The 26,797-nt window shown below is 36.3% G+C and carries 31 protein-coding genes; 17 read left to right on the top strand and 14 right to left on the bottom strand.

What is annotated here, in order from left to right; all coding sequences use genetic code 11:
• Complete coding sequence (aspS, locus tag M0Q20_RS00325) at positions 1 to 1,755, bottom strand: aspartate--tRNA ligase (protein ID WP_295057441.1); 1,755 nt, start codon at positions 1,753 to 1,755, stop codon at positions 1 to 3.
• A gap of 90 nt (positions 1,756 to 1,845) precedes the next feature.
• A complete protein-coding gene (gene wrbA, locus M0Q20_RS00320) occupies positions 1,846 to 2,457 on the bottom strand; it encodes an NAD(P)H:quinone oxidoreductase (RefSeq protein WP_295057439.1) in 612 nt (203 codons plus the stop codon).
• Positions 2,458 to 2,596: 139 nt separating this feature from the next.
• Here wrbA and M0Q20_RS00315 point away from each other — a divergent pair, with 139 nt between their 5' ends.
• The 13 genes from M0Q20_RS00315 to mrdA all read left to right on the top strand — a co-directional run bounded on the left by M0Q20_RS00315 (position 2,597) and on the right by mrdA (position 13,851).
• Positions 2,597 to 3,451 carry an NAD(+)/NADH kinase gene (locus M0Q20_RS00315; RefSeq protein WP_295057437.1) on the top strand — a complete coding sequence of 285 codons (855 nt, stop codon included), beginning with the start codon at positions 2,597 to 2,599 and terminating at the stop codon, positions 3,449 to 3,451.
• Between the two features lie 18 nt (positions 3,452 to 3,469).
• Positions 3,470 to 4,003, top strand: a complete 534-nt coding sequence (locus M0Q20_RS00310; protein WP_295057434.1) for a DUF4136 domain-containing protein — start codon at positions 3,470 to 3,472, stop codon at positions 4,001 to 4,003.
• Positions 4,004 to 4,067: 64 nt separating this feature from the next.
• Positions 4,068 to 5,606, top strand: a complete 1,539-nt coding sequence (locus M0Q20_RS00305) for an AAA family ATPase (RefSeq protein ID WP_295057431.1) — start codon at positions 4,068 to 4,070, stop codon at positions 5,604 to 5,606.
• Between the two features lie 20 nt (positions 5,607 to 5,626).
• Complete coding sequence (locus M0Q20_RS00300; RefSeq protein WP_295057428.1) at positions 5,627 to 6,403, top strand: TatD family hydrolase; 777 nt, start codon at positions 5,627 to 5,629, stop codon at positions 6,401 to 6,403.
• Between the two features lie 78 nt (positions 6,404 to 6,481).
• Positions 6,482 to 7,708 (top strand): lytic transglycosylase domain-containing protein, encoded by a 1,227-nt coding sequence (locus tag M0Q20_RS00295; protein WP_295057425.1) that lies wholly within the window; start codon positions 6,482 to 6,484, stop codon positions 7,706 to 7,708.
• Positions 7,701 to 8,513 (top strand): septal ring lytic transglycosylase RlpA family protein, encoded by an 813-nt coding sequence (locus M0Q20_RS00290; RefSeq protein WP_295057422.1) that lies wholly within the window; start codon positions 7,701 to 7,703, stop codon positions 8,511 to 8,513. The genes M0Q20_RS00295 and M0Q20_RS00290 overlap by 8 nt, the downstream gene beginning before the upstream one ends.
• Before the next feature lie 3 nt (positions 8,514 to 8,516).
• Positions 8,517 to 9,089 (top strand): imidazoleglycerol-phosphate dehydratase HisB, encoded by a 573-nt coding sequence (gene hisB / locus M0Q20_RS00285; protein ID WP_295057419.1) that lies wholly within the window; start codon positions 8,517 to 8,519, stop codon positions 9,087 to 9,089.
• Positions 9,086 to 9,580 (top strand): HAD family hydrolase, encoded by a 495-nt coding sequence (locus tag M0Q20_RS00280; RefSeq protein WP_295057416.1) that lies wholly within the window; start codon positions 9,086 to 9,088, stop codon positions 9,578 to 9,580. The genes hisB and M0Q20_RS00280 overlap by 4 nt, the downstream gene beginning before the upstream one ends.
• Before the next feature lie 2 nt (positions 9,581 to 9,582).
• Entirely contained in the window at positions 9,583 to 10,101 is a 519-nt protein-coding gene (gene lptC / locus M0Q20_RS00275) for an LPS export ABC transporter periplasmic protein LptC (protein ID WP_295057413.1), read from the top strand.
• On the top strand, positions 10,102 to 10,584 hold the full coding sequence (gene lptA / locus M0Q20_RS00270) for a lipopolysaccharide transport periplasmic protein LptA (RefSeq protein ID WP_295057410.1): 483 nt from the start codon (positions 10,102 to 10,104) through the stop codon (positions 10,582 to 10,584).
• The gene (gene yihA / locus M0Q20_RS00265) at positions 10,577 to 11,197 is read left to right on the top strand and encodes a ribosome biogenesis GTP-binding protein YihA/YsxC (RefSeq protein ID WP_295057407.1); all 621 of its coding nucleotides are present in this window, start codon (positions 10,577 to 10,579) and stop codon (positions 11,195 to 11,197) included. Before lptA ends, yihA begins: the two co-directional genes overlap by 8 nt.
• Positions 11,184 to 11,648, top strand: a complete 465-nt coding sequence (locus tag M0Q20_RS00260; RefSeq protein WP_295057404.1) for an N-acetyltransferase — start codon at positions 11,184 to 11,186, stop codon at positions 11,646 to 11,648. The genes yihA and M0Q20_RS00260 overlap by 14 nt, the downstream gene beginning before the upstream one ends.
• A 415-nt stretch (positions 11,649 to 12,063) precedes the next feature.
• Positions 12,064 to 13,851, top strand: coding sequence for a penicillin-binding protein 2 (gene mrdA / locus M0Q20_RS00255; RefSeq protein WP_295057401.1), 1,788 nt, complete (start codon positions 12,064 to 12,066; stop codon positions 13,849 to 13,851).
• 62 nt (positions 13,852 to 13,913) lie between these two features.
• On the opposite strand, the gene M0Q20_RS00250 is transcribed toward mrdA, so the two are convergent.
• The 3 genes from M0Q20_RS00250 to M0Q20_RS00240 are packed head-to-tail and all read right to left on the bottom strand — an operon-like array spanning position 13,914 to position 15,500.
• Positions 13,914 to 14,840, bottom strand: coding sequence for a calcium/sodium antiporter (locus M0Q20_RS00250; RefSeq protein ID WP_295057399.1), 927 nt, complete (start codon positions 14,838 to 14,840; stop codon positions 13,914 to 13,916).
• A 6-nt stretch (positions 14,841 to 14,846) separates the two neighbouring features.
• Positions 14,847 to 15,266 carry an rRNA maturation RNase YbeY gene (ybeY, locus tag M0Q20_RS00245; RefSeq protein ID WP_295057396.1) on the bottom strand — a complete coding sequence of 140 codons (420 nt, stop codon included), beginning with the start codon at positions 15,264 to 15,266 and terminating at the stop codon, positions 14,847 to 14,849.
• Positions 15,267 to 15,320: 54 nt separating this feature from the next.
• Positions 15,321 to 15,500: a hypothetical protein gene (locus tag M0Q20_RS00240; protein ID WP_295057393.1), complete on the bottom strand. Its 180-nt coding sequence runs from the start codon at positions 15,498 to 15,500 to the stop codon at positions 15,321 to 15,323.
• A gap of 84 nt (positions 15,501 to 15,584) precedes the next feature.
• On the opposite strand from M0Q20_RS00240, the gene queC reads away from it, so the two are divergent.
• The gene (queC, locus tag M0Q20_RS00235; protein WP_295057390.1) at positions 15,585 to 16,259 is read left to right on the top strand and encodes a 7-cyano-7-deazaguanine synthase QueC; all 675 of its coding nucleotides are present in this window, start codon (positions 15,585 to 15,587) and stop codon (positions 16,257 to 16,259) included.
• Positions 16,246 to 16,911 carry a SprT family zinc-dependent metalloprotease gene (locus M0Q20_RS00230; RefSeq protein ID WP_295057387.1) on the top strand — a complete coding sequence of 222 codons (666 nt, stop codon included), beginning with the start codon at positions 16,246 to 16,248 and terminating at the stop codon, positions 16,909 to 16,911. The genes queC and M0Q20_RS00230 overlap by 14 nt, the downstream gene beginning before the upstream one ends.
• Here M0Q20_RS00230 and M0Q20_RS00225 read toward each other — a convergent pair.
• Together M0Q20_RS00225 and dctP are read right to left on the bottom strand one after the other, a co-directional pair.
• Complete coding sequence (locus M0Q20_RS00225) at positions 16,844 to 18,121, bottom strand: putative glycoside hydrolase (RefSeq protein ID WP_295057384.1); 1,278 nt, start codon at positions 18,119 to 18,121, stop codon at positions 16,844 to 16,846. The two genes, M0Q20_RS00230 and M0Q20_RS00225, sit on opposite strands and share 68 nt — an antisense overlap.
• Before the next feature lie 16 nt (positions 18,122 to 18,137).
• The gene (dctP, locus tag M0Q20_RS00220) at positions 18,138 to 19,271 is read right to left on the bottom strand and encodes a TRAP transporter substrate-binding protein (RefSeq protein ID WP_295057381.1); all 1,134 of its coding nucleotides are present in this window, start codon (positions 19,269 to 19,271) and stop codon (positions 18,138 to 18,140) included.
• Positions 19,272 to 19,423: 152 nt separating this feature from the next.
• Between dctP and M0Q20_RS00215 the strand changes: the two genes are divergently transcribed.
• Positions 19,424 to 20,092, top strand: a complete 669-nt coding sequence (locus M0Q20_RS00215) for a hypothetical protein (protein ID WP_295057378.1) — start codon at positions 19,424 to 19,426, stop codon at positions 20,090 to 20,092.
• 9 nt (positions 20,093 to 20,101) lie between these two features.
• Here M0Q20_RS00215 and M0Q20_RS00210 read toward each other — a convergent pair whose 3' ends face one another.
• Genes M0Q20_RS00210 through mobB form a run of 5 tightly spaced genes read right to left on the bottom strand, consistent with a single transcriptional unit; the run spans position 20,102 to position 24,576 of the window.
• On the bottom strand, positions 20,102 to 21,097 hold the full coding sequence (locus M0Q20_RS00210; protein ID WP_295057375.1) for a hypothetical protein: 996 nt from the start codon (positions 21,095 to 21,097) through the stop codon (positions 20,102 to 20,104).
• Positions 21,094 to 23,025, bottom strand: a complete 1,932-nt coding sequence (metG, locus tag M0Q20_RS00205) for a methionine--tRNA ligase (protein WP_295057373.1) — start codon at positions 23,023 to 23,025, stop codon at positions 21,094 to 21,096. The genes M0Q20_RS00210 and metG overlap by 4 nt, the downstream gene beginning before the upstream one ends.
• 10 nt (positions 23,026 to 23,035) lie before the next feature.
• On the bottom strand, positions 23,036 to 23,242 hold the full coding sequence (locus tag M0Q20_RS00200; RefSeq protein WP_295057370.1) for a hypothetical protein: 207 nt from the start codon (positions 23,240 to 23,242) through the stop codon (positions 23,036 to 23,038).
• Positions 23,220 to 24,068, bottom strand: coding sequence for a class 1 fructose-bisphosphatase (locus M0Q20_RS00195; RefSeq protein WP_295057367.1), 849 nt, complete (start codon positions 24,066 to 24,068; stop codon positions 23,220 to 23,222). The genes M0Q20_RS00200 and M0Q20_RS00195 overlap by 23 nt, the downstream gene beginning before the upstream one ends.
• Positions 24,069 to 24,072: 4 nt before the next feature.
• On the bottom strand, positions 24,073 to 24,576 hold the full coding sequence (gene mobB / locus M0Q20_RS00190) for a molybdopterin-guanine dinucleotide biosynthesis protein B (RefSeq protein ID WP_295057364.1): 504 nt from the start codon (positions 24,574 to 24,576) through the stop codon (positions 24,073 to 24,075).
• Positions 24,577 to 24,673: 97 nt separating this feature from the next.
• On the opposite strand from mobB, the gene M0Q20_RS00185 reads away from it, so the two are divergent.
• Positions 24,674 to 25,159 carry a hypothetical protein gene (locus M0Q20_RS00185; protein ID WP_295057361.1) on the top strand — a complete coding sequence of 162 codons (486 nt, stop codon included), beginning with the start codon at positions 24,674 to 24,676 and terminating at the stop codon, positions 25,157 to 25,159.
• Positions 25,160 to 25,181: 22 nt separating this feature from the next.
• On the opposite strand, the gene M0Q20_RS00180 is transcribed toward M0Q20_RS00185, so the two are convergent.
• Complete coding sequence (locus tag M0Q20_RS00180) at positions 25,182 to 25,466, bottom strand: YggT family protein (RefSeq protein WP_295057358.1); 285 nt, start codon at positions 25,464 to 25,466, stop codon at positions 25,182 to 25,184.
• Positions 25,463 to 26,761 (bottom strand): glutamate--tRNA ligase, encoded by a 1,299-nt coding sequence (gene gltX / locus M0Q20_RS00175; RefSeq protein WP_295057354.1) that lies wholly within the window; start codon positions 26,759 to 26,761, stop codon positions 25,463 to 25,465. Before gltX ends, M0Q20_RS00180 begins: the two co-directional genes overlap by 4 nt.
• Positions 26,762 to 26,797 lie beyond the last annotated feature (36 nt).

The raw sequence follows: 26,797 nt of genomic DNA, 5'->3' as shown, positions 1-26,797 counted from the left end.
CTATTTAGTCTGCTCTCTAAGACGGATATTTAAATCACGAAGTTGGGTAGCATCAACTCTGCTCGGAGCTTGCGTGAGGATACATGAAGCCTTTTGAGTCTTAGGAAATGCTATAACGTCTCGGATACTAGATTTTTTAGTTATAAGCATCATAAGTCTATCAAAGCCGATAGCAAAGCCGCCATGTGGAGGTGCACCAAACTTAAGAGCATCAAGAAGGAAGCCAAATTTTTCCCCAGCCTCCTCTTCATCAATTCCAAGAAGTTTAAATACCTCTTCTTGAATATCTTCTTTATGGATACGGATACTTCCGCCTCCAAGTTCCGTTCCGTTTAATACTATATCATAAGCGATAGACTCTATCTCTTCAATATCTTCTTTATCGGTATCTTTTGGCATAGTAAATGGATGATGAAGTGCTTTTACGCGTCCATCTTCAATTTCAAACATAGGAAAATCTACAACCCAAACAAACTCAAAAGCATCTTTATCTACTAGATTCATCTTCTCATGCTCAGCTATAAAAATTCTAAGGCGTCCCATGTAGTCCCAAACGGTCTTTTTATCGCCTGCACCAAAAAATACGACATCGCCGACTTCCATGCCTAGCCTCTCAACTAAAAGTGCTATATCATCTTCACTAAAGAATTTTATAAGAGGACCTTTAAGCCCATCCTCTTTCATCTGGAAATAGCCAAGACCTTGTGCACCAAATTTTCTTACATAATCCTCAAATGTTTTCATCTCTCTTTTTGAGAAGACAAGATCTGCACCTGGAACTTTTAGAGCTTTTATGCGGTTTGTATGTGGTTTTTTAGCGATGTTTGTAAAGATTTCATTGTCGCATCTAAGAAAAATGTCAATAACGTCAACCATCTTAAGGTCATACCTCAAATCCGGTTTGTCAGAGCCATACCATTCCATAGCATCTCTGTAAGCAATGCGGTTAAATGGAGGTTTAACATCAATACCGCAAGCACTAAACATTGCCGTAAGTAAATCTTCTGCTACTTTTATAACATCTTCTTGGTTACAAAAACTCATCTCAACATCTATTTGAGTAAACTCAGGCTGACGATCTGCTCTTAGGTCTTCATCACGGAAGCATTTAGCAATTTGGAAGTATCTGTCAAATCCACCGACCATTAAAAGCTGTTTAAAAAGCTGCGGAGATTGCGGAAGTGCATAAAATTCGCCGCTGTGAACACGTGAAGGAACTAAATAATCTCTTGCACCCTCAGGGGTAGATTTTGTAAGTATAGGAGTCTCAACCTCTAAAAAGCCGTTTGCATCGAGTACGTTTCTAGCAGCAATTGCCGCTTTTGAGCGAAGACGAAATGTCTCATGCATTGAAGGATCCCTAAGTTCTAGGTAGCGGTATTTTAATCTTGTCTCCTCGCCTACATTCTTATCACCGATAACGAAAGGGATTGGAGCTGATTTGTTCTCAATTATAAGCTCTTTTACTATAACTTCTATAGCTCCGGTTTTAAGACGTGGATTAACAAGTCCCTCCCCACGATGACGAACAGTTCCCTTAGCTATAAGAACATACTCATCACGAACACTGTCTGCTACCTTATGCGCCTCTGCATTGTCTTCGGGATCACATGTGAGCTGAATAAGGCCACTCTTGTCTCTTAAATCAATAAAAATAATTCCGCCATGGTCACGGTAACTGTTCGCCCAACCCGTCAGAACAACATCTTCTCCAATGTTTGCTTCACTTAAATTCGCACAATAATGACTTCTCATAAAAATAGAGTCCTAGTAAATAATTTTCGCGATTATATCCAAACTTGACTTATCGGGCAATTATTTTGCTCTTACCTAGATATTTTTTTCCTAAGCCATAAGTTTCTTTGCTATTTGTGCAACATGTCTTCCCTGAAAATGTGCTCCTGCAAGCTCATTTTCGTTTGGATAGATGCTTCCATCAGAACCTGCAATAGTAGATGCACCGTATGGGGAGCAACCGCTGATTTCATCCATTGTACTCTGTCCTTTAAAAGTATATGGAAGTCCGACAATAACCATGCCATGATGTAAAAGGGTAGTGTGAAAACTAAGAATAGTAGACTCTTGACCGCCGTGTTGCGTGTTTGAGCTTGTAAAGACGCTTCCGACTTTTCCTACTAATGCACCTTTTGTCCATAATCCACCGGTAGCATCAAGAAACTGCCTCATCTGAGCACACATATTGCCAAAGCGAGTCGGTGTTCCAAAGATGACCGCATCGGCTCTGCCTAACTCTTCTACGGTACATACAGGTACATGTGCTTGCTGTTTTTGAGCTTCAACCGCACCCATTTTTTCTAATACCTCTAGAGGAAGAGTCTCAGGAACTCTACAAAGCACAACTTCAACATTTTCTACCGACAGAGCTCCTTCGACCGCTGCTTGTGCCAACTTATAAACATGTCCGTACATTGAGTAGTAAACGACTAATATCTTCATAAAAAACTCCTCTGCTTTAACTGTTTTAAATATTATAATCAATCAATCTTAAATCATCAGGAGTAGTAATATTGTTGAGCTCCCTTTGATTTTAATACCAAAAGTGTATAATTAGTAAAATGTTTATAAAGAGATATGTTTGAAAAATAAAGATATAAAAAAAGTAGGCGTTGTATTAAGACCCTCAACACCGGAGATAAAAGATGCTTACATGAGAGTGGAGCAGATTTTTAAAAATTATAATATAGAAGTTCTACTAGAGAGCAGAAGTGCTAAAATGATTGGCATGACAGGAGAAAGTTTTAAAAATATATGCAAAGAGTGTGACTTCATAGTTACCTTTGGCGGTGATGGAACACTTATATCAACTGTTAGAAAATCATTTGATTTTGATATCCCAATACTCGGCGTTCATGCAGGTAATCTAGGTTTTTTAGCGGATTTATCCGTAGATGAGCTTGACCCTTTTGTGCAAAAAATAATTCAAAACAGATATAGAGTAGATGAGAGAGCGGTTCTTGAAGCAACAGTTATAAAAAACACCAAAGAGGTAAAGTATTATGCTTTTAACGATATAGTGCTAACTCGTACAAGAGTTTCAAACATGATACATATAGAGACTCTTGTTGATTCGCAATCCTTCAATACCTACTATGGCGATGGAGTGATTGTCTCGACACCGACGGGCTCAACTGCTTACAATCTCTCAGCAGGTGGACCTGTTTTATTTCCGATGAGTAATGTATTTGCACTGACACCGATTTGTCCGCACTCTTTGACGCAAAGACCGGTTGTGCTTCCCGGAAAATATGCCATAGAGATGAAGACATCAGAGGAGAGAGCCTTAATAATCATTGATGGGCAAGATGTGCATGAGCTAGAGCTCGGAGAGAGTGTACATATAAAGCTAGCAACCAAAACAGTCAAGTTGATACACAAAGAGGAGTATAACTACTTTGAGGTATTAAAAGAGAAATTAAGATGGGGTGAATAGAGCCCGAAAGAGATAAACATGTATAGATATCTACTCCCATTTTTGCTAATTCTAATTTTATCAGGATGTTCATCTAAAAAAGTAGCTGTAGATTACGATCCTTTATTTGAGATAAGTTCACTTTCGACATTTGCCGTAGTTAACAAAAATACAAATGAGCTATATCTATTAGATAATAAGCGCATAGCAGAGGCTATAAAGTATGAAATGGAGTCAAAGGGCTATAGAAGCGTACCTGAAAATGAGGCTGAGTTTCATGTGAGTTTTCATAGCATAATCCGAGAGGATGTACCCTCAAATGTCGGTGTTGGAGTCGGTTTAGGCACGTTTTCAAGCGGACTAGGTCTCTCTCTTGGAACTTTTCGTGGTTTTTCGAGCGATGAAGGAACTACTCTTATAAATATGCTCGATCCCTCTACGCAGAAGATATTCTGGTATGCAACACTCAAGAGTAAGATAAAAGAGTTAGAGTCACCGCAAGAGCGCAAGGAGCACTTCAATAAAATTGTAGCTACTATGCTTGAAGAGTTTCCTGCTCACTCAAGTAAGTAAAGAGTCATAGATTTTTAACAATAAAGAAGTATAATTTGAAAATATTTTAGCAAGGCACTAATGAATGATAGAGAGATTTTACCTAAAAGAGTACCTTAGTTTTAAAGAGGTTGAGTTGGATTTAAAATCAGGACTGGTTGTCTTTACCGGTCCAAGCGGAAGCGGAAAGTCGATTTTAATGAGCTCTATCTTATCTTCGTTTGGCACTGCCTCATGTGATGCATCGGTATGTGAATCAACTGTTTCTTGGGAGTTGGATGCAGATGAGTATGGCATAGAGAGTGATGATTTGTATATTTTTAAACATATTAAAAAAGAGAAATCAAGATACTTCATCAACAACCAAAGCATCTCTAAAAAAAGCATGACTGACTTATCTTCTGGCTACTTAAGACACCTCTCTTTGAGAGATTTTAGCGATTTTGAGAATGAAAACCTTTTATCTATTTTAGATGAGAGAATAAAAAAACAGAATCAAAATATAGATAAGTTAAAAAACGACTACAAAGAGGCTTTTTTAGAGTATAAAATGGTTAAAAAAGAGCTTTTATCAATTGAAGATGAACAAAAAAGAGTCATCGAGTTAAAAGAGTTTGCCGCTTATGAGATTAAAAAGATAGAGGATGTAAACCCTAAAATCTCCGAAGATATTGAACTATTAGATATAAAAAAAGAGCTCTCAAAAAAAGAGAAGGCAATGGAGGCTATATCTAGGGCAAGTCTTATTTTTGAGCAAGAGCACAATGTCTTTAGTACTTTAGATCTCTTAAATATAGATAGCTCTTTTTTTAGCGATACCATGAATGAGCTAAGAGCCATCATGGAGAGTGCAGAGGAGAGATTTAATGCGCTTGATGAAGTTGATATTGAAGAGGTTCTAGGTCGCATTGAGGAGTTAGGGGATTTAAAAAGAAGATACGGAAGCATAGAAGATGCTCTTGAGTATAAAGAGCAGAAGATACAAGAGCTTCAAAAGTATGAAAATATAGAGATTACAAAAGGTAATTTAGAGCAAAGAGAAGCTACCTTAAGTAAAAAAGTAAAAGATTATGCAAACACTCTTACTCAGCTTCGACATGCCGAGTTAAAGCCTTTTATAGCTGATTTAAACAGATACTTAAAAGAGCTATATTTAAGAGATGCGCAAGTTGAGATAGTTCAAACTGATTATGGAGTCTTAGGAAAAGATGAAATTGTTTTAAAACTAAACTCAACAGAGCTGCAAAAAGTAAGTACCGGCGAATTTAACAGGTTTAGATTGGCAATACTAGCTCTTAAATCAGAATTTATGAGCAAAAACGGCGGTGTACTGATGCTTGATGAGATAGATGCAAATCTAAGCGGGGAAGAGTCTATGAGCGTTGCTAAGGTATTAAAGCAGCTCTCAAAATATTTTCAAATATTTGTAATTTCACACCAACCGCAGCTTACCTCAATGGGCGATCAGCACTTTTTAGTATATAAAAAAGATGATGAGTCATATGTAAGAGAGCTGGATTTTGATAACAGAGTTGATGAAATAGCTAGAATTATAAGCGGTGAGAGTATTACGCAAGAGGCAAAAGGGTTTGCAAAAGAGCTCTTAGGTCTGCACGTAAAATAAGTAAAAAGAGAGTTAAATATATGATAATTGATACACATGTCCACCTTGATGACAGGAGATATGAGGAGGACTTGCAAGAGGTTTTAAATAGAGCTAGAGAGGGTGGTGTAGAGCGCTTTATAATTCCGGGAGCAGATCCCGCAAACCTTGATAGAGCCGTTGAGATAGCCCAAAAAAACAGCGATGTTTACTTTGCAGTGGGTGTTCATCCATATGATATGGATATATTTGATACTCTTGATTTCAGTAACTATATTGAGCACCCAAAATGCGTGGCTGTAGGTGAATGCGGACTTGATTACTTTAGGCTTGAGGGGACAGATGAGGAGAAAGAGAGAGAAAAAAATAGGCAAAAAGAGATCTTTATAGCCCAAATAGAAGTTGCAAAAAAGTATAAAAAACCACTTATAGTGCATATAAGGGACGCCTCAAGAGATTCAAAAGAGATACTTCTTGCACACGGTGCAAAAGAGGTGGGCGGAGTTCTTCACTGCTATAATGCTGATGAGGAGTTGCTAAGCCTTGCAAAAGAGGGTTTTTACTTTGGAATAGGCGGAGTTTTGACATTTAAAAATGCAAAAAAACTCCCGCATGTACTACCCAAAATACCCAATGAAAGGCTTCTTATAGAGACTGATGGACCATATCTAACACCAACCCCGCATAGAGGTGAGAGAAATGAGCCGCTATATACAACCTTTATTGCAAAAAAAATGTCTGAAATTCTAGAAATTTCACTTGAAGATATAAAGAAAACAACCACTCAAAACGCCCTTAAGCTCTTTGATATTTCTTAATATCAAAAATTATTAACTATATTTAAAGTTGATTTAGATAAAATCTACTCTTTAAAATTTAAAATAAGAGTCGCTATCTTGAAATATTTCCTACTGCTTTTAATGCCGCTTCTGTTGAGTGCGAGCCTTAATTTTACTTCAAACCACACCAAAGAGATATCCATATTGGAATCTTTTGATATAGAGGCGTCATTTCTTTATGATCCGATTATGAATAAAATGAAAAACAGCAACATGACTATCTATAAAGATAAGCGCTTTTTTCAAGCGATGAATGATGCCTATCTTTTTATTCCTGCTATAAAGAGTATTTTGGCAGAACATGGTATTCCTGCTGAATTTCTTTTTCTTGCTATGGCAGAATCGCACTTTTCTGCAAAAGCATACTCTGTAAAACGTGCATCAGGCTTATGGCAATTTATGCCTGAGACAGGCAAGATGTATGACCTAAAAATTGATGAATACGTAGATGAGAGACGAGATCTTATAAAATCAACACAAGCAGCTGCAAGACATCTTCGTGATCTTCATGATAGATTTGGGAAGTGGTACTTGGCTGCTATTGCTTACAATTGCGGTAGTGGAAGATTAAGTAGAGCAATTAAAGCTGCAAAAAGCGATGAACTGCCTATTTTGCTAGACCCTGAAAAAAAGTATATTCCAAGAGAGAGCAGGCTCTATATTAGAAAAATAGTCGCTCTTGCTTTAATGGGGAATGATGAGCAGTTTTTGTTAAAAAGTGAGTATGAACATCTTTTAAACAGAGCAAATGCCTACTCTATCTCTACTGTTAGAGTACCAAGAGGGGAGTCGTTAAAGAGAATTTCCAAGCTAGTTGGAATCCCGCTTGCAGAACTCCAGAAATTAAATAGACATCTTAAATATGATTTTGTACCTCCATATTTAGGCGGTTACGACATATATATTCCATACATTAAGCTCTCCGACTTTAAACAAAAATATTTTGAAGAGGAGATTAAAAATATATACAAGGTACATATTGTAAAAAAAGGAGATAGCCTCTATGATATAGGAAAAAAGTATGGTGTTTCATTTAAGATGATTAAAGATTTTAACAATCTTCAAAGCAATATTATCAACTTAAAACAGAGATTAATCATCCCTATAGATAATAAAAAAAGTATTGAAAAAATAAATAAACAGATTTATCATTTTGTTAAAAGAGGCGACACTCTAGAGTCAATTTCGCAAAGATACAAGGTAAGTGTAAAAAGCATACAGCTACAAAACAATCTCAAAGATACTCTAATAAGAGAAGGCGAGAGGTTAAAGCTATATGAGTAAGTTCTCTTTTTTTTTACTTATTTTTGCCCTTATCTTAGCTACGGGATGTAGCACAAGAGGCACTAGAACATATACAAACTACGGAGATACAAAAACATACTCTTCTGATAGTAGGTCGCATAGTTCTGTGATTAATCAAAAAGATTATAAACACCCGACTATGAGACCATATGTAATAAGAGGAAAGAAGTACTACCCTACCGTCGTAAACGTAGGTGACAAGTTTCGCGGAAATGCAAGTTGGTACGGTCCTGATTTTCACGGTAAACTTACATCAAACGGGGAGACTTACAATATGTACGACATGACTGCTGCACATAAGACCCTCCCTATGAATACCATTGTAAAAGTCACAAACAAGAAAAACGGCTTAAGCACGGTTGTTAGGATAAACGACAGAGGTCCTTTTATAGCAACAAGAATCATAGACCTCTCAAACACGGCTGCGCGAAAAATAGATATGATAAATGATGGAACGGCACCAGTTAGCGTTGAAGTCCTAGGTTTTCACTCAAAAGATCAGAGAAAGGTTCCACTCAATAAAGAGCTAAGAGATTCGCCTCAAGATCAGCCGGTAGATGGATTTGCTATTCAGATTGCATCTTTTTCTAGAATAGAGGGTGCAATTTTTACCCAAAAGAAGTATGATGATACTGATGGATACAAAACTATCATTAAAGATATGGATACAGAAAACGGTAGAATGTTCAAAGTATGGCTTAAAGGTTTTAGAAGTGAACAAGAGGCCAGAGATTATAAATCACTTGGAAATTTTAAAGATTCATTTATTGTTAGAGAGGATTAAGAGATGATTAGTAAAAGTAGAAAAACAAAAGAGACGGATATAACTATCTCGATGCTATTAAATGGAGAGGGCAAGTCTAATATAGACACCGGTGTCGGTTTTCTAGACCACATGCTAGAGAGCTTCTCTAAACACTCTTTAATTGATTTAAATATCTCATGTAAGGGCGATACGCACATAGATGATCACCATAGTGTTGAAGATATAGGAATAGTTTTGGGTTCTCTTTTAGCAGAGGCAATATATCCGGTTAAAAACATGGAGCGATTTGGAAGTGCAAATATTGTCATGGATGAGGCATGTGTTAGTTGTGATTTAGATTTAAGCAATCGTCCATATTTAGTATACGAGATTAATATCTTTGGCAAAGTAGGGCAGTTTGATATAGAGCTTGTTGAAGAGTTCTTTAAAGCTTTCATCTCAAATGCTAGAATTAGTGCGCACATTATAGCGCTTAGAGGAAAAAACAAACATCATCTTATTGAAGCGGCTTTTAAATCGCTTGCAGTTGCAATTCGTCGTGCAATGCAAAGAAATGATAGAGTAGGTATCCCAAGCACAAAAGAGATGCTGTGATTAAACTTATAGTCTTAGATGTTGACGGTTGCCTAACAAGTGGAGATATTATATACTCCGCAAGCGGTGAAGAGATAAAGCACTTTAATGTTAAAGATGGTCTAGCCATAAGTGCATGGGTAAAAATGGGATTTCATGCTGCAATCATTACGGGTAGAGAGTCTAAAATAGTTGAAAAAAGAGCAAAAGAGCTTGGAATAAAATATCTATTTCAACATGTAAAAGATAAAGAGAGTGTGTTAAAAAAACTTATGGAGAAACTTGAAGTAAAAAGCTATGAGGTCGCTGCTATAGGCGATGATTTAAATGACTACAAGATGCTACGCTATGTTGGTAGAAGCTTTACTCCAAAAGATGGCGTAAAAGAGATTAGAGAAGCTGTTGATACGGTCTTAACTGCAAGAGGCGGGGAAGCTGCTGTTAGAGAGATGATAGATATTTTAGTTGATGAGAACGATACAAGAGATCAATTCTTATCTTTGTGGTTATAGTTGTGAATATAAACTACTTTTTTATATTTTTCTCCTTATCTCTATTGATGATTCTCTTTCTATTTAAGCCGCTAGAGATTAAGCAACAAGCAACCGGCGAAGTACCCATGTTTACAATATCATCTTTTGTTATGCATGAGCTTGACTCTAACGGTTTGGTTACATTGATGAATGGTACAAACGCTAACAAGTTTACAAACAGATATACTATTGACAATATGGATTATACGGATAATTCAAAAAAGCTTATTGCAAACATGAAAGCAAACAGCGGTATATATAAAAATGACAAGGTTTATCTTGATGGCGACATAATTTACTCTAGAGAGGATGGATTGACTTTTGAGACTCAAAAAGCGGTTTATGATAAAAAAACAAGTATAGCCACTGCTGATGGAGAGTTTGTCCTCTACAGAGGATCAAATAGGGTAGTAGGAAAGAGACTAAAACACAATAGCTCTTCGGAGCAAATAGAGTCAAAAAGCGTCAGAGCAGTATATCAACTAAAAGAGAGCAAATAGATGAAAAAAACATTTTTTACAATAATTTTTTTAACGGGATCGTTATTTTCACAAGAGTTGAAAATTAAGGCAAATACTTTCCATTCGGATCAAAAAACAGGAATCTCTGTTTTTGAGGGCAGTGTTAATATTATAAGAGGCAACGATGAGCTAAACGCATCAAAAGTTACAGTTTATACAGATGAGAAGCAAGAGCCGACAAAATTTATAGCTCAAGGAGATGCTTCATTTAATATAAAAACTATAGAAGGCGCACTCTATAAAGGAAAAGCACAAAAAGTAGTATATCTTCCAAATGAGAAGGAGTATCACTTCTTTCAAGAGGTTCACTTAAAGCAGATAAATGAGAAAAAAGAGATTATAGGAGAAGAGGTTATCCTAAAAACAATTGAGGGCAAAGCATATGCAAAAGGTGCACAAAAAGAGCCTGTTATAATGATATTCAACATGCCAAAAGATGATAATAAGAGCAAAAATGATTGAGATTGTTGATGCAAAGTTTCTGACATCAGCTGCAAATATTGGTGGTGCACCAGATACAGATGTGCAAGATGAAGTTGTTTTTATGGCTCGCTCTAATGTCGGTAAAAGCTCGCTTTTAAATGTCCTAACTAACCACAAAGGCTTGGCAAAAGTCTCTTCAACTCCGGGAAAAACAAGACTTATCAACTATTTTGAAGTTACTTTCATAGATAGAGAAAACGCCCAAAAGAGTTTTGCAAAATTTGTTGACTTACCGGGCTTTGGCTATGCAAAAGTATCAAAGTCTATAAAGAGCGATTGGGAAAAAAACCTAACCGATTTTATAGCACAGAGAAAACAGATAAAGCTTTTTGTACATTTAGTTGATTGTAGACACCCTTTTTTAGAGATTGATAAATCAGTAAGTGATTTTTTACTTCAACATGCTGATGAGTCTCAACATATATTGCAAATATTTACTAAAATAGACAAACTTAATCAAAAAGAGCAAACCGCTCTTAAAAAAGAGTTTCCGGATGCCCTTATGGTCTCAAGTTCCAAAAAAAAGGGCCTACAGAAGATTGTTACGATAATACATGATGTTTTAAAAGGAACTTTTGATGAACAACATTGAGTTATTGCGTGCAAAATTATCTGATATAGAAGATATGCAAAAACTAGTTATACCCGAGGTTGAATCCGGTCTGATTTTGCCAAGAAGTTCAGATGAGATAGCAACAAATATAAGATCTTATATATTAGCTAAAGAGGGTAGTGAGATAGTCGGTTTTTGCGCTCTTCATATCCATACGCCATCGCTAGCTGAGATTAGGTCTCTTGTTGTCAAAGAGAGTAAAAGAGGAGAGAAAATAGGTCAAAGCTTAGTTTTAAAAGCAATAGAGGAGGCTAAAACACTTGGTCTTCAAAAGCTACTTAGTTTAACATATAGACAAGAGTTTTTTGAGAAACTTGGGTTTGTCGAAATTCCAAAAGAGTCCCTGCCAGAACATAAAATCTGGGCTGATTGTATAAAATGTAAACACTTTCCCGTATGCAACGAAGTATCTCTGATAAAAAATCTTTAACACCGCTTTTTTATACTGCGCTGTTTATTATATACACTGCGCTTAGCGGCATATACCTATTTTTGCCTCCTCTTTTTGCAATTTTGTATATCTATTTTGCAAAAGCCCTAAAACAAGAGGATGCTTTTTCTCTATTTTTGGTATCTATCTGTCTTCTTTTCTTTGAAGCACAAAATAGCTACTTGCTCTTTAGCACTATTATATATTTTTCGTTTATTTATAGATACATTGTTCCAAAAATAAAGAAAAATTTTAATTGTGACTTATGTGTAAAGTTATCTATTGTAGTGCTAGTATATATCGGTTTTTTTCTTTTTTGCTCACTTTTAGCAAATATCTTTTTGCTCCAGATGCCTAGTATGAACTACTATATAATTTACTATATTGCAGTAGAATTTTTAATTTTGAGCCTATTATGAAGATTAAATTTATAATTTTTATATTTATTACAACATGGCTTGCACTCTTAGTGAGAGTTTTTTTACTCTCAGTAGAGTCTAACACATACTATGAGAAATTATCCTACGATAATAGTATAAAAACCGAACAGATTCCACCTGTAAGAGGTGAAATAGTAGATATTAACAACAAGCCTATAGCCATAAATAAGCTTGGCTTTAAAATACAGTTAGCTCCGCATTTGAGTTTGAAAAAAAATCAAAACATGCTAGAAGAGGAGGTTAATACTCTTCTTAAATTTTTGCCAAAAATAGATAGAGAAAAAGTTATAAAAAACTACAAGAAAAGTGACTCATATTATAATCATAATTTTATTGATATAGTTGAGTTTGTCTCCTATGAAGATATTATGCCGGTATACTCTACTCTTAACCTCAGAGAAAACATAAATATAGTATCTTCCCCTAAAAGATTCTATCCATATAGCGAGGTTGCTGCGCACTCCATTGGCTATGTTGCTCGTGCAAACAAGAGTGACATAAAAGATGATAAACTCCAAGAGCTAATAGGCTATACCGGTAAATCAGGGATAGAGAAATATTATAATAAATATCTTCAAGGAGAAGCCGGAAAGAGAGAGGTTAAAGTTAATGCTAACAATCAAGAGATAGAAGAACTCTCAAGCCAAGCTCCTATAGAAAATAGAAAACTGATGTTAAACATTGATATTGAACTTCAAAAATATATATCGTCTCTTTTTGTTAATAAGTCGGGCGCAGTTATAGTTATGAGCATGGATGGAGCTATTTTATCTGCAAGCAGTTTTCCTGAATATGATTTAAATAAATTTGTAACCGGCATAACACATGAAGAGTGGGATAAACTATCCAACAGCCTTGAGAAGACATTTACAAATAAGCTAGTTCATGGTCTTTATCCTCCAGGTTCTGTTATAAAAACAGGACTTGGGCTGTTGTATATTACAGCACCTGAAATCGGTCCAAACTGGGGTGTTTACTGTACAGCGTCAATGCCGCTTGGCAAAAGAATTTTTAGATGTTGGAAAAGAGACGGACATGGAAACACGGGCATTACCAAAGCTATTAGAGAGAGTTGTGATGACTATTTTTATAAAGGAAGTATTCAACTTGGCATAAAAAAGATGAGCGAAGGACTTACCAGATATGGACTTGGCAAGAAAACAGGTATCGATTTGCCAAATGAGTTTGTAGGCACGGTGCCCTCAAGAGAATGGAAAAGAAATAAGTATAACAAACCTTGGTATATAGGAGAGACGGTAAATACATCAATCGGGCAGGGCGATTTTTTGACAACACCTATGCAGATGGCACAATTTACTGCACTTATGGCAACTGGAAAACTTCCTCGCCCTCATTTCGCAAAGAGGGTAGGAAATGAGGATATTGAGCCTCAATTTGAGTATGTACTCAATGAAGATGAGCTCAAAAAACTTCCTCTAATTCAAAAAGCCATGTATCAAGTATGTAACTATCCAAGCGGTACGGCAACAGGATATCTTAGCTCAAAAGTTAAAATTGCCGGTAAAACAGGAACAGCTCAAGTTGTAGGTATTTTACAAGATATTGAGGAGCGAGAACTAGAGCATGAGATGGAGTACTATACACGTTCCCACGCTTGGTTTTCAACCTATGGACCGCATGACAATCCTCAGTATGTTGTCTCGGTAATGGTAGAGCATGGCGGGCATGGTGGCTCTGCAGCAGGTAAGATTGTCTCAGATATCTACAATAAACTTCTAGAGATGGGATATATAGAAAAATAAACGCTCTTTTTAATATAAGAGCACTTTTTAAAAGAAACTTATACTGCGTTTTCTAAAGAAACTTATACTGCGTTTTGTATAAAAAGAGCTAATATTATCAGTAAAAATATTGCTCCGGCTCTGTTGTAAAGCTTGTTTGCTAAGATAAAAACAAGAGCTATTGAGGCAGCAGCCATTATAAAGAGATCAAACTTTGTCGCAATCAAATCTATACTTAAGGGATTTAGTAGTGACGCAGAACCCAGAACCATTGAGAAGTTTGCAACATTTGAGCCTATGATATTGCCTATGCTCATCTCGGCATTTCCCTTTTTTATTGCCACTATAGACACTACAAGTTCCGGAAGAGACGTTCCAAGAGCTATAAGCAAAAGACCTATTACCCACTCGCTAACGCCAAAGTTCCTTGCTATATTTGTACCGCTCTCCACAACAAAATTGGCTCCGCCAATAGTTAAAACAAAACCTACAAGAAGAAGCGATATTGTCAAAAGCCAGTTGAACTTCTCTTTAAGAAGCTCCTCATCTATATCACTCTGGAGAGTCTCTTTAGAGCTACCAAATAAAAATATAATATAAGAGACCATTAAAAGTAGATATAAAAACCCATCAAATCTACTTATTTCTCCATCTTGAATCATTATAAAAAAGAGCACTACCGGTATAACAACCCATGCGCTATCTAGAGAGAAGAGATCTCTTTTTGGAACCATTTTTTTTGAGATAAAAAAAACAACGCCAAGCACCAGAGTAATATTAAAAATAACACTGCCGACAACATTTGCAACTGCCATGTCACTTTTATTGCTATATGATGCCACCATGGAAGCTGCCATCTCCGGCAGAGATGTTCCAAATGCTACAAGAGTGGCACCTATTACATAGTGTGATATATTAAAGCGTAGAGCTATTCTCTCTGACTCCTTAATTACAAAGTCTGCTCCGTAAATAAGCGCTGTCATAGCAACTATAAAAATTATAAAATCCATACGCTTTTATCCTTGTGTTCTTATTATTAAACTCTTTGGCAAGTTAAATCTTTCAATTAGCTCAGCTTCTTTTTCTCTCATCTCGCCGCTATCGTCTTCATGGTCATATCCAAGAAGATGCAGCATCCCATGGATAAAGAGAAGTGCTATCTCATCATCTGTACTATGTCCAAGTTCTTTGGCCTTTGTCTGTACATGCGAAGATGAGATAACTATGCTTCCTAGTGGACTCATTGGCATCTCTTCGTATGGAAAACTTAGAACATCTGTATCTTTATCTATGTTACGATGCGTTTTATTTATATCTCGCATCTCTTTGCTATCGGTAATTAATAGTTCTATCTCTTTTTTTGTAAGATAATTAGCTATAGCGTCAATTGTTGTGGTATCAATAGTTAGTGCGGTTCTGTTGTCTAGTTCAATCATGGGCAAAATTATATCAAAGATAGATTTAAATTCGCCAATTTTATATGCAGAAGTTTAGGTGGTTATATTTAAATTATTTCCAAGACCTGTTTTCTGTGCAGCCATTTTTTGAGACTCTTTATTGGCATTTTCTAAAATTTTTAAAACTTGCTGCTCTTGCGTGTCAATAGATTTTTTCATAGCTTCAACTTGAGTTGAAGATTGAGCCGTTGCTCCAGAAGATGAAACATTCATAATATCCCCTTTATTTACTCTATAAGATGATTATATTGCTTATTTCTTTTAATGAAGATTAAAATATTATGTTAAAATATTTTTATGAAGATGAAAAATAAAATAGCGCTCTGCATCATGAGCGGCGGTATGGATTCGACACTTAGTGCTTACATGATGAAAGAGTTGGGTTATGAGATTATAGCTTTGCACTTTAACTATGCACAAAGAACGCAGGCTAAAGAGCTTTCGTGCTTTAATGCGATTTGTGATGAGTTAAAAGTTCTAAATAGATATGTTCTAAACTTAGATTTTTTTACTCAAATTGGAGCTTCGGCACTAACTGATACAAATATAGAGGTTCCGACAAACGGACTAGAAGAGGGAGTGCCGATTACGTACGTACCGTTTAGAAACGGTATATTTCTAAGTATGGCAGCCGCTATTGCAGAGAAAGAGGGCGCTGAGGCTATTGCTATTGGCGTTGTAGAGGAGGATAGTAGCGGCTATCCTGATTGTAGGGACTCCTTTATTAAAAGTATGGAGAAGAGTATTAATCTCGGTACAAAAGATGAGACAAATATAACAATCCATATGCCGCTTGTGCACCTTAAAAAGTCCGAGATTGTCAAGCATGCAGTTGAACTAAACACTCCCTTACATCTTACATGGAGCTGCTATAAAAATGAAGATAGAGCCTGCGGAGTATGTGACAGCTGCCGTCTAAGACTAAAAGGCTTTAAAGCTGCAGGAGTTAAAGATCCAATTGCATACGAATAAGATAAACTTCAATGATTTAGAAATCTTGCATCTATGCAAAGCAAATCTTAAAAACAGTTATATAAGTGTTAAAAAAAATGGTGATATTACGCTTAAGACTCCGGTTGTCTCTAAAAATTATATTAAAGAGCTTCTTTTAAAAAGAGAGCCTTGGATAAGAAAACAGTTAAGAACTATAGAGGAGAATCCTCCAAAGAGTATAAATCTTCAAGATGAAGTTATGCTCTTTGGAGAGATTATTAGTGTTGATTCTAATGAGGCAGCCAAGCTAAGAGAGTATCTGCAAAGAGCAGATACTTCAAATGTAGAAGCCATTAAAAGGTGCTATGATAAGTTCTATAGAGAGTATGCAAAAAATTATCTTATCCAAAGAGCAGCTCACTACTCAAAAGAGATGAATTTAAACTATAGTGACATAAAGTTCAGAAAAATGAGAAGCAGATGGGGCAGCTGTAACTCAAGAGGTGTTATAACTTTTAATATAGAGCTAATAAAAATAGACAAAAGGCTAATTGACTTTGTAGTAGTTCATGAGATAGCCCATCTAACTCACATGAACCACTCAAAGAGATTTCATGCTCTTGTTAATCAATATATTCCTGAGTCTCACGAACTAAATCAAAGGTTAAAGCTTTTTTCTCTCTCTGTGTAAAATAGCTTATTTCATATCTGCTAGATGGTGACCATAGCATCCATCCGCTTGTATTTGCATCTGCAGCCGCTCTAATCTGCTCATTTATCTCAAAGTAGCTATACTCTATTTTCCTATGAGCATAATCTTTAAAAGATTGAAGCCATGGTCTGAGTCTCTTTGAATCAATCTTATCTTCTATGTTTTTAATACTTCTAAAGATGACGGTATGTGGATGCTCAGATGGATTTTCAAATCCAAATGAGCCACTTGAGAAACCCGAAGGATAGAGCATTGGAGAGATATAATCCGCATATTTTGATAGTGACTCTATCTTCTGCCCAATCCCTACGTCATTATCTTCCCAACATACGTTTCCGTAAGTATCAACAGAGATAAAAACACCATATTTTCTAAGCCTATTTTGTGCTAATTCTAAAAACTCACCTATTGCTTCTACGCGGTTTTCTTCGCTGTTTTCTTTAGATAACAACAATCCGGTCTTTGCAGGAAAACGTATATAGTCAAAATTAATCTCATCAAAACCAACTTTTGCGGCATCCTCGGCAATTGAGATTGTGTACTCATGTGCTCTTTTATCAAACGGATCAACCCAAGCCATATTGTCATGGTTTCTCCAGAGTGTACCATCCTCTTTTTTTATAGCATAGTCAGGGTTATTTGAAGCTTGAAGCTCATCTTTGAATGTTACTACTCTAGCAATGGTGTATATATTTTTTGACTTCATTAGCTCCATGAATTGCGCTATATCTCTGTTTGTTCTATCTTCATGAGCACCATAACTGTTTGCTTTCTCATAAGAGGTCTTATAAGAAGTTGAGCCGTACTCATTTTTAACATCTACAACAATAGTATTGATTTCAGTTTTCTCAATAATATCTAAAATCTCTTTTAATCTTGGAGAGTTGTTGCTTGCACGCCAAAAGCTAAGATAAAGAGCTTTAACTGTTATCGGCTCTAATTTAAAAACAGTCTCGTTGTTTTCTTTATTTAATTTATATGGTCTATAACCATACGCCTTTATAGAAACTCTATCCTCATTGCTATTGATTAAAAAACTTCCACCTATATCACTTTTTGTGCTAAAATTGGAATCACTAACAATCGCACCTTCTATAGGTGCAGATGTAACTCTATCTATGATAACTCCACTAAAAGAGCCCCACAAAGCAGTGTTAAATATAAAAATAAAAAATATAATATATCTCAAATTTGTAGCTCCTTTTCTATCTCTCATTTAAAAAATACCTCAAACTTGCATCACTCCACTCTCTTGAGAGGGCAAGATAACTCTCTATGGAGCTGTAAACTCTCTTAAAATCACTATTTTTTTCACCAAGCTCTGCTATTACTTCTCTTAAAGCTTTTTTCCCTGCATCTATTACATCTTCGGGAAATTGCAAAATAGATATATCTAACTCTTTTAATTTTTTAAGAGCCTTTATATTTTCACTATGAAACTCATACGTCATATTGGAGTTCATCTCGCTAGCGGCAACTTCGATCATAGATTGCTGCTCAAGAGACAATTTAGCATAAAACTGCTTGTTAAACGTAAGCTCTAAAATAGAACCGGGCTCATGCCAGCCGGAGTAGTAGTGAGGAGCAACCTTATAAAACCCCATCTTTATATCCAACGCAGGTCCGACCCATTCCGTCGCATCTATAACCCCGCGCTCCAAAGAGGTATATATCTCTCCTGCGGGCAACAGAACCGAGTTTACTCCCATTTTGGAGAAAACTTCTCCACCAAGCCCAGGTATTCTCATCTTGAGTCCCTGCATATCTGCAAGCGAGTTTATCTCTTTTCTAAACCATCCGCCCATCTGGATGTTGGTGTTTCCTCCCATAAACGGATGAAGGTTATATTTTGCATACTGCTCCCTCCAAAGCTCCATTCCACCACCAAAAAGCATCCATGAGTTTATCTCTTCCGCCGTAAAACCAAACGGTATTCCGCTATATAGAGAAAAAGCGCTATTTTTTCCCTTCCAGTAGTAAGGTCCGGAGTGAAAAGCGTCAATCTGACCGCTAGAGCAGGCATCAAATACCGCCAAATCAGGAATAAGAACATTTTTTGGATAAATCTTGACATCCAAAGAGCCACCGCTAATATCACCTAATCTCTTTGCCAATCTCTCTACACCGACTCCCATAATCGGAAAGCTTGCAGGCCAGCTTGTCGCAAGCTTAATTGTAGTTTTTTTATTTCTATTTATATTTACTCTCTTTGCGTCACTCTCTTTTTTGCCGGGATGTTTTGAGTAATCAATCGCTTCTCTGTTACTATCGTTACAACCGCTAAGCGCTATTACGCCTGTAGAAACGGTAGCCGCTGTTAAAAAATCCCTACGATTCATAATTGGTGCTGCCTTAATATTTATAATTTAATTTCAATTGCATATTGTACCCAAAATTCATCTCGCACAAAGTGTGAACAAAAACACAACACTCTTTTTAGTATAATTCAAAAAAATCACATATTTGTGTATAAAAAAAGGAAATAACAACAATGATTAACCCAATAAAATCAGCTCTAGCAACAGCCTTGCTCTTGACATCTTTAAATGCAAAAGATACCGCTTTAGATGAGATACTAAATAAGATGATAAACGTATATGGCGGAGAGAAAAATATTATAAAAATGAGCAGTTATGAGCAAGTGTGGCTTGTAGAAGCAAAAGCCGGCAACAGAAATGGGAGTGATCATAGAAGAGTATCGCTGCCAAGCTCGCTTCGTACCGAACTTACCTATCCGGATAAAAAAGAGACGAGGACACTTGTTGAAGGGCATGGGACAAAAGAGTTCGGTAATAAAAAAGTAGTGGCAAGCGGTCCAATGCTTGATGCTATGAAACTACAGCTAATGCGTCTTTATAATCCTTTGGTACTTAAAAACAGAGCCCAAAATATTGAGTTTAGCAGCGATGATACAAATTATATATTTATACTTAAAGAGGGCAATATAGAGACAAAGTATTTTGTCTCAAAGAGAGAGTATTTAATTGAAAAAGTCATAGGAAAACTATCTTTTGGCGCTAAAAGCATGGGGTTTGTAACGCTTTATAAAAACTATGAAAAAAAAGAGGGGGTAATGATGCCAACCACTGAAGTAAAATATGCAGGAGATGTTAACACTGCGGTTATGAAGCTTCAATCCGTAAAACCGCTCAACGATTAGAGCGGTGTTTTAAAAATCCATTATAAGCTGAGTCTGCTTAGAGAGCGGTTTATTTAGTATTGATTTATCGACACCCGCGATTAAAGCAAAATGAAAACTATTCTCCTTTAGTATCTTTATAATATCTTTTTCGTTTTTATATATGAAAATATTCTCACTCTTTTGCTCTTTTGAGTGAGATGGAACTATAAAGATAATATTTGCCCAAGATGCATGGCGCTTTAAAAAAAGTATCTGAGAATCAATCAGTCCGACATTTGGTTCAAATATAAGCACCTTGTCGCTTGTTCCGAAGTTTTTAACCTCAAGCTTTTTGTTTGTAAATACAGCTTCAAAATGCTCTATCGGAGTAAATTTTTTGAGTTTATAGTTTATCTTTGCCGTTTTAAAAAAATGCAGTAGCTCTTCTAAGTAGGAGATAAAAAAAGGAGAGATTAACTGCCTCTCATAAAATATATTATCATATATAAATGATGTCTCAAATAGAGTCTGCTCCATAATTTCAATAGGCAAAAAAGGTCTGCCAGGCATCTTCTTTACACTTGCAAAGATTTTTTCATCTGTTAGAGCAGGGGAAAAAAGTACTATAGCTCTACTCTCTATATCCCAAAGAGATTTAAAAATTGACTTTAAATCTCCACTAAGGGAGAGAAAATTAGTCTGGGTAATTACTTGTTGGGAGAGTTTTAGGACAATTTCATTGCACTCATACGCCACAACCTCTTTTTCAATCATCTTAAATCTAAGAAGTTTTTTTAAAGCACCTTCAAGAGTCTCTACTTTTATCCAAGCAATTTCACCGTCACTTATATCTGCCTTACCTTCAAACACAACACCATAAGCACCATTTGCAACCGCAAGAGGTATATTTTCTTTATCAAAAGCAAAAAAAAGATCTCCTCTTTTTACTTTTGAAGCCTCAAAAACAATGTTTTCAAAGCTATATATACATGGTTCATTAATAAGGGTAGCTTGTGTTAATGCTAGAAAGTTTTCGAGTCTCATCCAATAGGCGTGCCTGCTTTTTTAGGTTTTTCCGGTCTGATTAAACATAGACCATCTTCATCCTTAGCAGCAAGAAGCATTCCCTCAGAGATCATACCCATAAGTTTTGCGGGCTTTAAATTTGCAACAACACAAACTTGCGTATTTAACAGAGATTGGGCACTATAAAACTCTTTTATTCCGGCAACAACCTGTCTAGGTTTCTCTTCGCCTAAATCAACTTGAAGCCTGAGAAGTTTTTTACTCTTAGCGACTTCCTCTGCCTCTACAATAACACCTACTTTTAGCGAGGTCTCAAAAAATTGTCCTATCTCTATGAGATTATCTTGCTCCTTTGAATCCTCTTGCAACTCACTAGTGCTATCTTGCATACTTGGCTGTGCCAGTGGAGCTTCTGCAATTAACGGCTCCTCAACACGAGGGAAAAGAGGCGGTACTGCTTTAATATTAAATAATTTCAATAGTTTCTTTTCTACAACAAGCTCTTTATAACTACTACTATCAATGTTAAAGCTTAGAGCATCGGCAATAGTCTCTGTTGTCTTAGGCATAACAGGGGAGAGCATTATAGAAGCTTTAGCTAAAATATTTGCAACAAGTGCAACAGTAGCTAACGCTTCATCTTTTTTATCCTCTTTCATTTTAACCCATGGAGCATGCTCTTCTATTGCTTTATTACCGATTGAAAAGAGCTTCCATAGCTCCTCTAGATATCTATGTGTCTGTAAGTTTTCTATATAGGCATCGAGTGAATCTAGGACTATATTCATGGCATCGAGCTCTTGCTTATGGTATCTTAATACATCCTTGCTATCTATCTCAAAGTCGGAGTATTTGCCGCTCATGCCGATGATTCTGTTTAAAAGATTGCCCAAATCATTACTAAGCTCAGAGTTTATCCTATCAATAAATGCTCGTTGAGAAAAATCACCGTCCTGCCCAAAAGGAACTTCTCTGAGCATAAAATATCTTAGATTTTCAACTCCATAAGCATTAGAGACTTCCCTAGGAGATACGACATTGCCTTTTGACTTACTCATCTTCTCCCCATTTCTTGTCCACCACCCATGTGCACCGATATGCTGCGGAAGAGGGAGTTCTAAACTCATTAAAAATGCAGGCCAGTAAATAGCATGAAAACGAAGAATATCTTTGCCGACAAACTGAACTGAAGCCGGCCAGTAGCGCATATTTTTCTCATCCCCTCCATAACCAAGAGCAGTTATGTAGTTTAAGAGTGCATCTAGCCAAACATACATGACATGCTTGTCATCTTTTATTGACTCAGGCATTCCAACTCCCCACGTAAAAGATGTTCTTGTCACTGATAGATCACGCAGACCGCCTTTTACGAAGTTAACAACCTCGCTTGCTCGTGAACGAGGCATAATAAAATTTGGATTATCCGCATAGTGCTTAAGAAGCGCGTCTTCATATTTAGAGAGTCTAAAAAAGTAGCTCTCTTCCTTTATTACATTTGTACTTCTACCGCAATCAGGACAAAACTCATTGTCAACAAGCTGAGTCTCGGTAAAAAATGTCTCACAGCTTACGCAGTAGTGACCCTCATAAAAATCTTTATATATATCGCCTTTGTTATACATAACTTCAAAAGCTTTCTGTACGCCTTTTTTATGATCTTCATCGGTAGTACGGATAAACTTGTCATAACTTATCTCAAACTCATCCCATAGATTTTTAAAACCGGCACTTATCTCATCCGCAAATACCTGAGTAGGCTTGCCGCTCTTTTGAGCAGACTCCTCAATCTTTTGACCATGCTCATCTGTACCGGTAAGAAAGTAGGTATCTTCCCCTTTTAACTTCTCATATCTAGTTATGCTATCGGCAATAAAGGTAGTGTATGCATGCCCGATATGAGCTTCACCGTTAACATAGTAGATGGGTGTTGTTATATATTTACTCAATTTTATCTCCTTAAAATTCAAATCCGCCGGTGTCACCCTTGGACATGCTGTTATAAACTGCTTTTACGTACTCGCTTCTTAACTCGCATCTTAGATACTCTTCACAACTGCTACAACTATTTAAAGTTTTGGATTTTTGGCAATTTTGGACTTTCTCTATCATCTCATCAAGATAGAGTTCAAACTTATCCATCTCAGCGCTGTTTATTGTTTGCATAAACTTCTTTTACTCTCTGTATCTCATGTTTGGAACCAAAAAAGCATGGGGAAGTATCATGTATGTGTGCACAACCTAGCTCCATTAAATCCCTCTCTCCATCTGTTGCATCTCCGCCGGCAGTTTTAAATATAAAGGCAAAAGGAAATACCTCAAAAAGTCTACGAAGTTTCCCCTTGGGTCTATCAGAAGTGCTTGGATAGCTAAAAAGTCCGCCGCCCTTAAGAAGAATCTGGTGCAGATCCGGAACCATACCGCCCGAATATCTTAAACGATAGCCCTCGGCAAAGAAACTATCCACAAGCTCTTTGTGATAAGGTTCCCAGTTCTGCTGAGTACCTCCCGGTGCATTAAGCTTTCCTTTTTCACCCAGGCGAATCTCTTTTACAAACTCAAAGTTTTCTCCTTGAAGCAGGTGAAGCTTTGTTTTGTTATGAGCAAAAACCATCTCAACACGCGGTCCAAAAACAACGTAACATGAAGCAACCATATTTTTTGCCTCAAAACTCTTTTCATAGATACCAAAAATAGATCCAACACTAAGATTTACATCTACCAAGGATGAGCCATCAAGCGGGTCATAAGCAATAAAATATTTGCCACTGCTATTTAGCACTATCTCTTTTTCTTTCTCTTCACTAGCAACTGTATTGATGGAAGCTACGCCGGAGAACTCCTCTTGAATAATCATATCGCACTTAATATCAAGCTGAAGCTGAGTCTCGCCTGAGCTATTCTCTTGTTGTGAATAACCAATATCCTTCGTGTCTATAGCATCTTTAATTCTAATGGCTGTTCTTTGTATGGCACTAAATATATCAGTCATTTATCTATACTTCCTTTGCATTTTTAAGTATCCAAGATATTACATCTTCACAGTTATTTATATCGAGAATATCAACATTTTTTGGCAATTTATAATTACCGAGTTCTATACTGCCATCAGTCGCAAGCGCATCCATATACGGAAAATAATCCTCATCTAAAACATCTCTAAATACGCTGATTCTAGGTAGCGGTAAGTTTTTCAAACCTTCTACAAGCAAAATATCAAAATCATTAAAGAGTCTAATCATCTCATCGAGTTCTTTATGTCTGTTAGAGAAGTATGTAGTACGATTTGGCGAGGTTACTATGACTTCCGCACCGGTATCTGAAAACTTATAACTATCTTTTCCTTCAACATCAAAACGAGCTTTATCTTTTGGGTCATGCTTAATAATTGCGACCTCTTTTTTAAAGTCATGTAAGAGCTTTCTGGCAACTTTTAATATAAGGGTAGTCTTACCGCTGTTTGATGGACCGGTAAAAGCAACAGCTAATCTTTTCTTCAATTTAAATACTTTAGTTAAAATTTAGGTGATTATACAAAATAGTCGTTAAAAGCTTGTTTAATAAGATATAATTCGGCGATTATTTATAGGAATTTGAATGAAAACTTTTTTTACTCTTTTGGCTTTTTTGATACTTTTTAGCGGATGCTCCAGAAAAGATGCTTTTTTTGGGTTTGAGATGGACATAGCTCAAAAAATGAGCGCCTCAAGTCTGCAAAGTTCAAAAATTTTATCAAAAGATGGTCAAATTAGCGGTATCTTTTCTATTATATACCTAAATGAGGTCTATCCAAAATCATTTAATGAAAATGAGTATTTCTTTATATTTATTTTTACAAAAGAGCCTAAAGAGTTTTACAATCCAAAAAAACCTACAGATACCGATTTAGTTCTTAAACTAAATTCGCAGCTCCCTATTAAGGTAGAAGAACTTCCCAAAGAGAATAGATTCTCTTACCTTGTTGATACAAAGAGTGATTGGAATAAATACTATATTGTCTCATTTAAGAAATCAGACACTTTAGAGCTTGTTCTAGAAGATAAAGAGTCATCTTCAGAGATTATAAAATATAAAAAAGATTAAAGCATTAAGGCAGTGCTCTAGGCTAGAGAGCACGTAAGATAGAGCTAAGCAGCACGCTTACTATCTGTAGACCAATGATGATAACCAATGGTGCCAAATCCAGACCGTTGAAGTCCGTTCTTATGTATCTCTTAACAAAATGGTATGCAGGATTTGTTATTCTGTACAAAAACTGAACAATCGGATTAAACGGGTCAGGATTTACAAAGCTAAGAAGAGCAGCTATGATAACAACCCATATGTATACATTAATCAGCGTAAGAGCTATTGAACCTATGCCCTGAGCTATGTCTATTAAGATACTCATTTTACAATCTCCCTTAAATAATTTTTAATATATTTATAAACCAATGAAATATCAGGGCCATGCTCAGCTCCTGTTAATACTAGACGAAGCGGTCTAAAAAAGTTTTTGCCTTTGAGTCCCGACTCCTTCATAATATAAGTTTTAAACTCATCATACTCCTCAAAGTAGGGTGCGTCTTTAATAGCTTTTATTATGATTTGCGCAGACTCTTTAATCTCATCAGGTATCTCTTTATCTGCGAAGATAGAAGCTATTTTTGCTTTTAAATCCCTAGTCGTATTTGACTCTTCTAGATAAATTTTTGCAAGTTCTCCAATCTCCTCATCTGCAAAACCGACATAACGAGAGAGCTCTTTTGGCTCAAGCATTTTTATATGCTCTCTATTTATATGTTTTAACATATTTATATCAAAGCGGGCAGGGGATTTTGATATGTTTTTTAAATCAAACCACTCTATAGCCTCTGCTAGATGAAAAATCTCCTTTGGAGGTTTGTTGCCCATTAGTATAAGATAGTTTGCAATAGCAGATGGTAGATACCCCTCTTCAAGAAGCCACTTTACACTTGAAGCATCATCTCGTTTGCTCATTTTTTTACCGCTCTCATTTAGTATGATAGGTAAGTGTGCGTACTCTATTTTTTTGGTATAACCCAAGGCTTCTCTGATTAGAATCTGCTTTGGCGTGTTGCTCATGTGATCTTCGCCGCGTATTATCAACGATACATCACTTATCATATCGTCAACTGCGCAGGCAAAGTTATACATAGGTCTCTTATCTTGTCTCATAATTATAAAGCTGTCTATCTCGTTTGCTTCAAATTTTATCTCACCCTTGATATAATCTTTGACAACTATCGCTTCCATGGGCTTTCTTATTCTTACGGTAAAAGGGTTTTCATTATCAATAACAAGCTCATCAGGTAGAGATGCACATGCATCATCATATCTATATGCAACTTTACTCTCTTTTGCCTCTTGGCGTTTTTTATCTAGCCAATCTGTAGAACAAAAGCAGTTAAATGCTTTTAGCTCATGTAGAAGCTGTAGCGCCATAGCGGAGTGGTAACGCATGTTTTGACTCTGATATATAACTTGTGAGTATTCAATGCCAAAAACGCCCAAAATATCTAATATCTCTTGATCTTTGCCCTCTATATTTCTATCTTTGTCAGTATCTTCAATTCTGATAATGAGCTCTTCTTTTCTCTGCTTTGATACTATGTAGTTAAATAGTGCAACTCTTAGGTTACCTATATGCATATCGCCGGTAGGACTGGGCGCAAATCTTAACATTAAAATTCCTAAAAATGGTTTTTGAAATAGTACCAA

Source organism: Sulfurimonas sp. (genome assembly GCF_023229025.1).
Classification (GTDB): domain Bacteria; phylum Campylobacterota; class Campylobacteria; order Campylobacterales; family Sulfurimonadaceae; genus Sulfurimonas.
The sequence above is the reverse complement of the archived record's forward strand: the minus strand, read 5'-3'. Positions and strand labels throughout refer to the sequence as shown.

Excerpts from the sequence above, each read along its gene's own strand:
- aspS (WP_295057441.1), bottom strand. The coding sequence starts at position 1,755 with ATGAGAAGTCATTATTGTGCGAATTTAAGTGAAGCAAACATTGGAGAA.
- wrbA (WP_295057439.1), bottom strand. The coding sequence starts at position 2,457 with ATGAAGATATTAGTCGTTTACTACTCAATGTACGGACATGTTTATAAG.
- M0Q20_RS00310 (WP_295057434.1), top strand. The coding sequence starts at position 3,470 with ATGTATAGATATCTACTCCCATTTTTGCTAATTCTAATTTTATCAGGA.
- M0Q20_RS00305 (WP_295057431.1), top strand. The coding sequence starts at position 4,068 with ATGATAGAGAGATTTTACCTAAAAGAGTACCTTAGTTTTAAAGAGGTT.
- M0Q20_RS00300 (WP_295057428.1), top strand. The coding sequence starts at position 5,627 with ATGATAATTGATACACATGTCCACCTTGATGACAGGAGATATGAGGAG.
- M0Q20_RS00290 (WP_295057422.1), top strand. The coding sequence starts at position 7,701 with ATGAGTAAGTTCTCTTTTTTTTTACTTATTTTTGCCCTTATCTTAGCT.
- hisB (WP_295057419.1), top strand. The coding sequence starts at position 8,517 with ATGATTAGTAAAAGTAGAAAAACAAAAGAGACGGATATAACTATCTCG.
- lptA (WP_295057410.1), top strand. The coding sequence starts at position 10,102 with ATGAAAAAAACATTTTTTACAATAATTTTTTTAACGGGATCGTTATTT.
- yihA (WP_295057407.1), top strand. The coding sequence starts at position 10,577 with ATGATTGAGATTGTTGATGCAAAGTTTCTGACATCAGCTGCAAATATT.
- M0Q20_RS00260 (WP_295057404.1), top strand. The coding sequence starts at position 11,184 with ATGAACAACATTGAGTTATTGCGTGCAAAATTATCTGATATAGAAGAT.
- mrdA (WP_295057401.1), top strand. The coding sequence starts at position 12,064 with ATGAAGATTAAATTTATAATTTTTATATTTATTACAACATGGCTTGCA.
- M0Q20_RS00250 (WP_295057399.1), bottom strand. The coding sequence starts at position 14,840 with ATGGATTTTATAATTTTTATAGTTGCTATGACAGCGCTTATTTACGGA.
- ybeY (WP_295057396.1), bottom strand. The coding sequence starts at position 15,266 with ATGATTGAACTAGACAACAGAACCGCACTAACTATTGATACCACAACA.
- M0Q20_RS00240 (WP_295057393.1), bottom strand. The coding sequence starts at position 15,500 with ATGAATGTTTCATCTTCTGGAGCAACGGCTCAATCTTCAACTCAAGTT.
- queC (WP_295057390.1), top strand. The coding sequence starts at position 15,585 with ATGAAGATGAAAAATAAAATAGCGCTCTGCATCATGAGCGGCGGTATG.
- dctP (WP_295057381.1), bottom strand. The coding sequence starts at position 19,271 with ATGAATCGTAGGGATTTTTTAACAGCGGCTACCGTTTCTACAGGCGTA.
- M0Q20_RS00215 (WP_295057378.1), top strand. The coding sequence starts at position 19,424 with ATGATTAACCCAATAAAATCAGCTCTAGCAACAGCCTTGCTCTTGACA.
- M0Q20_RS00210 (WP_295057375.1), bottom strand. The coding sequence starts at position 21,097 with ATGAGACTCGAAAACTTTCTAGCATTAACACAAGCTACCCTTATTAAT.
- M0Q20_RS00200 (WP_295057370.1), bottom strand. The coding sequence starts at position 23,242 with ATGCAAACAATAAACAGCGCTGAGATGGATAAGTTTGAACTCTATCTT.
- M0Q20_RS00195 (WP_295057367.1), bottom strand. The coding sequence starts at position 24,068 with ATGACTGATATATTTAGTGCCATACAAAGAACAGCCATTAGAATTAAA.
- M0Q20_RS00185 (WP_295057361.1), top strand. The coding sequence starts at position 24,674 with ATGAAAACTTTTTTTACTCTTTTGGCTTTTTTGATACTTTTTAGCGGA.
- M0Q20_RS00180 (WP_295057358.1), bottom strand. The coding sequence starts at position 25,466 with ATGAGTATCTTAATAGACATAGCTCAGGGCATAGGTTCAATAGCTCTT.
- gltX (WP_295057354.1), bottom strand. The coding sequence starts at position 26,761 with ATGTTAAGATTTGCGCCCAGTCCTACCGGCGATATGCATATAGGTAAC.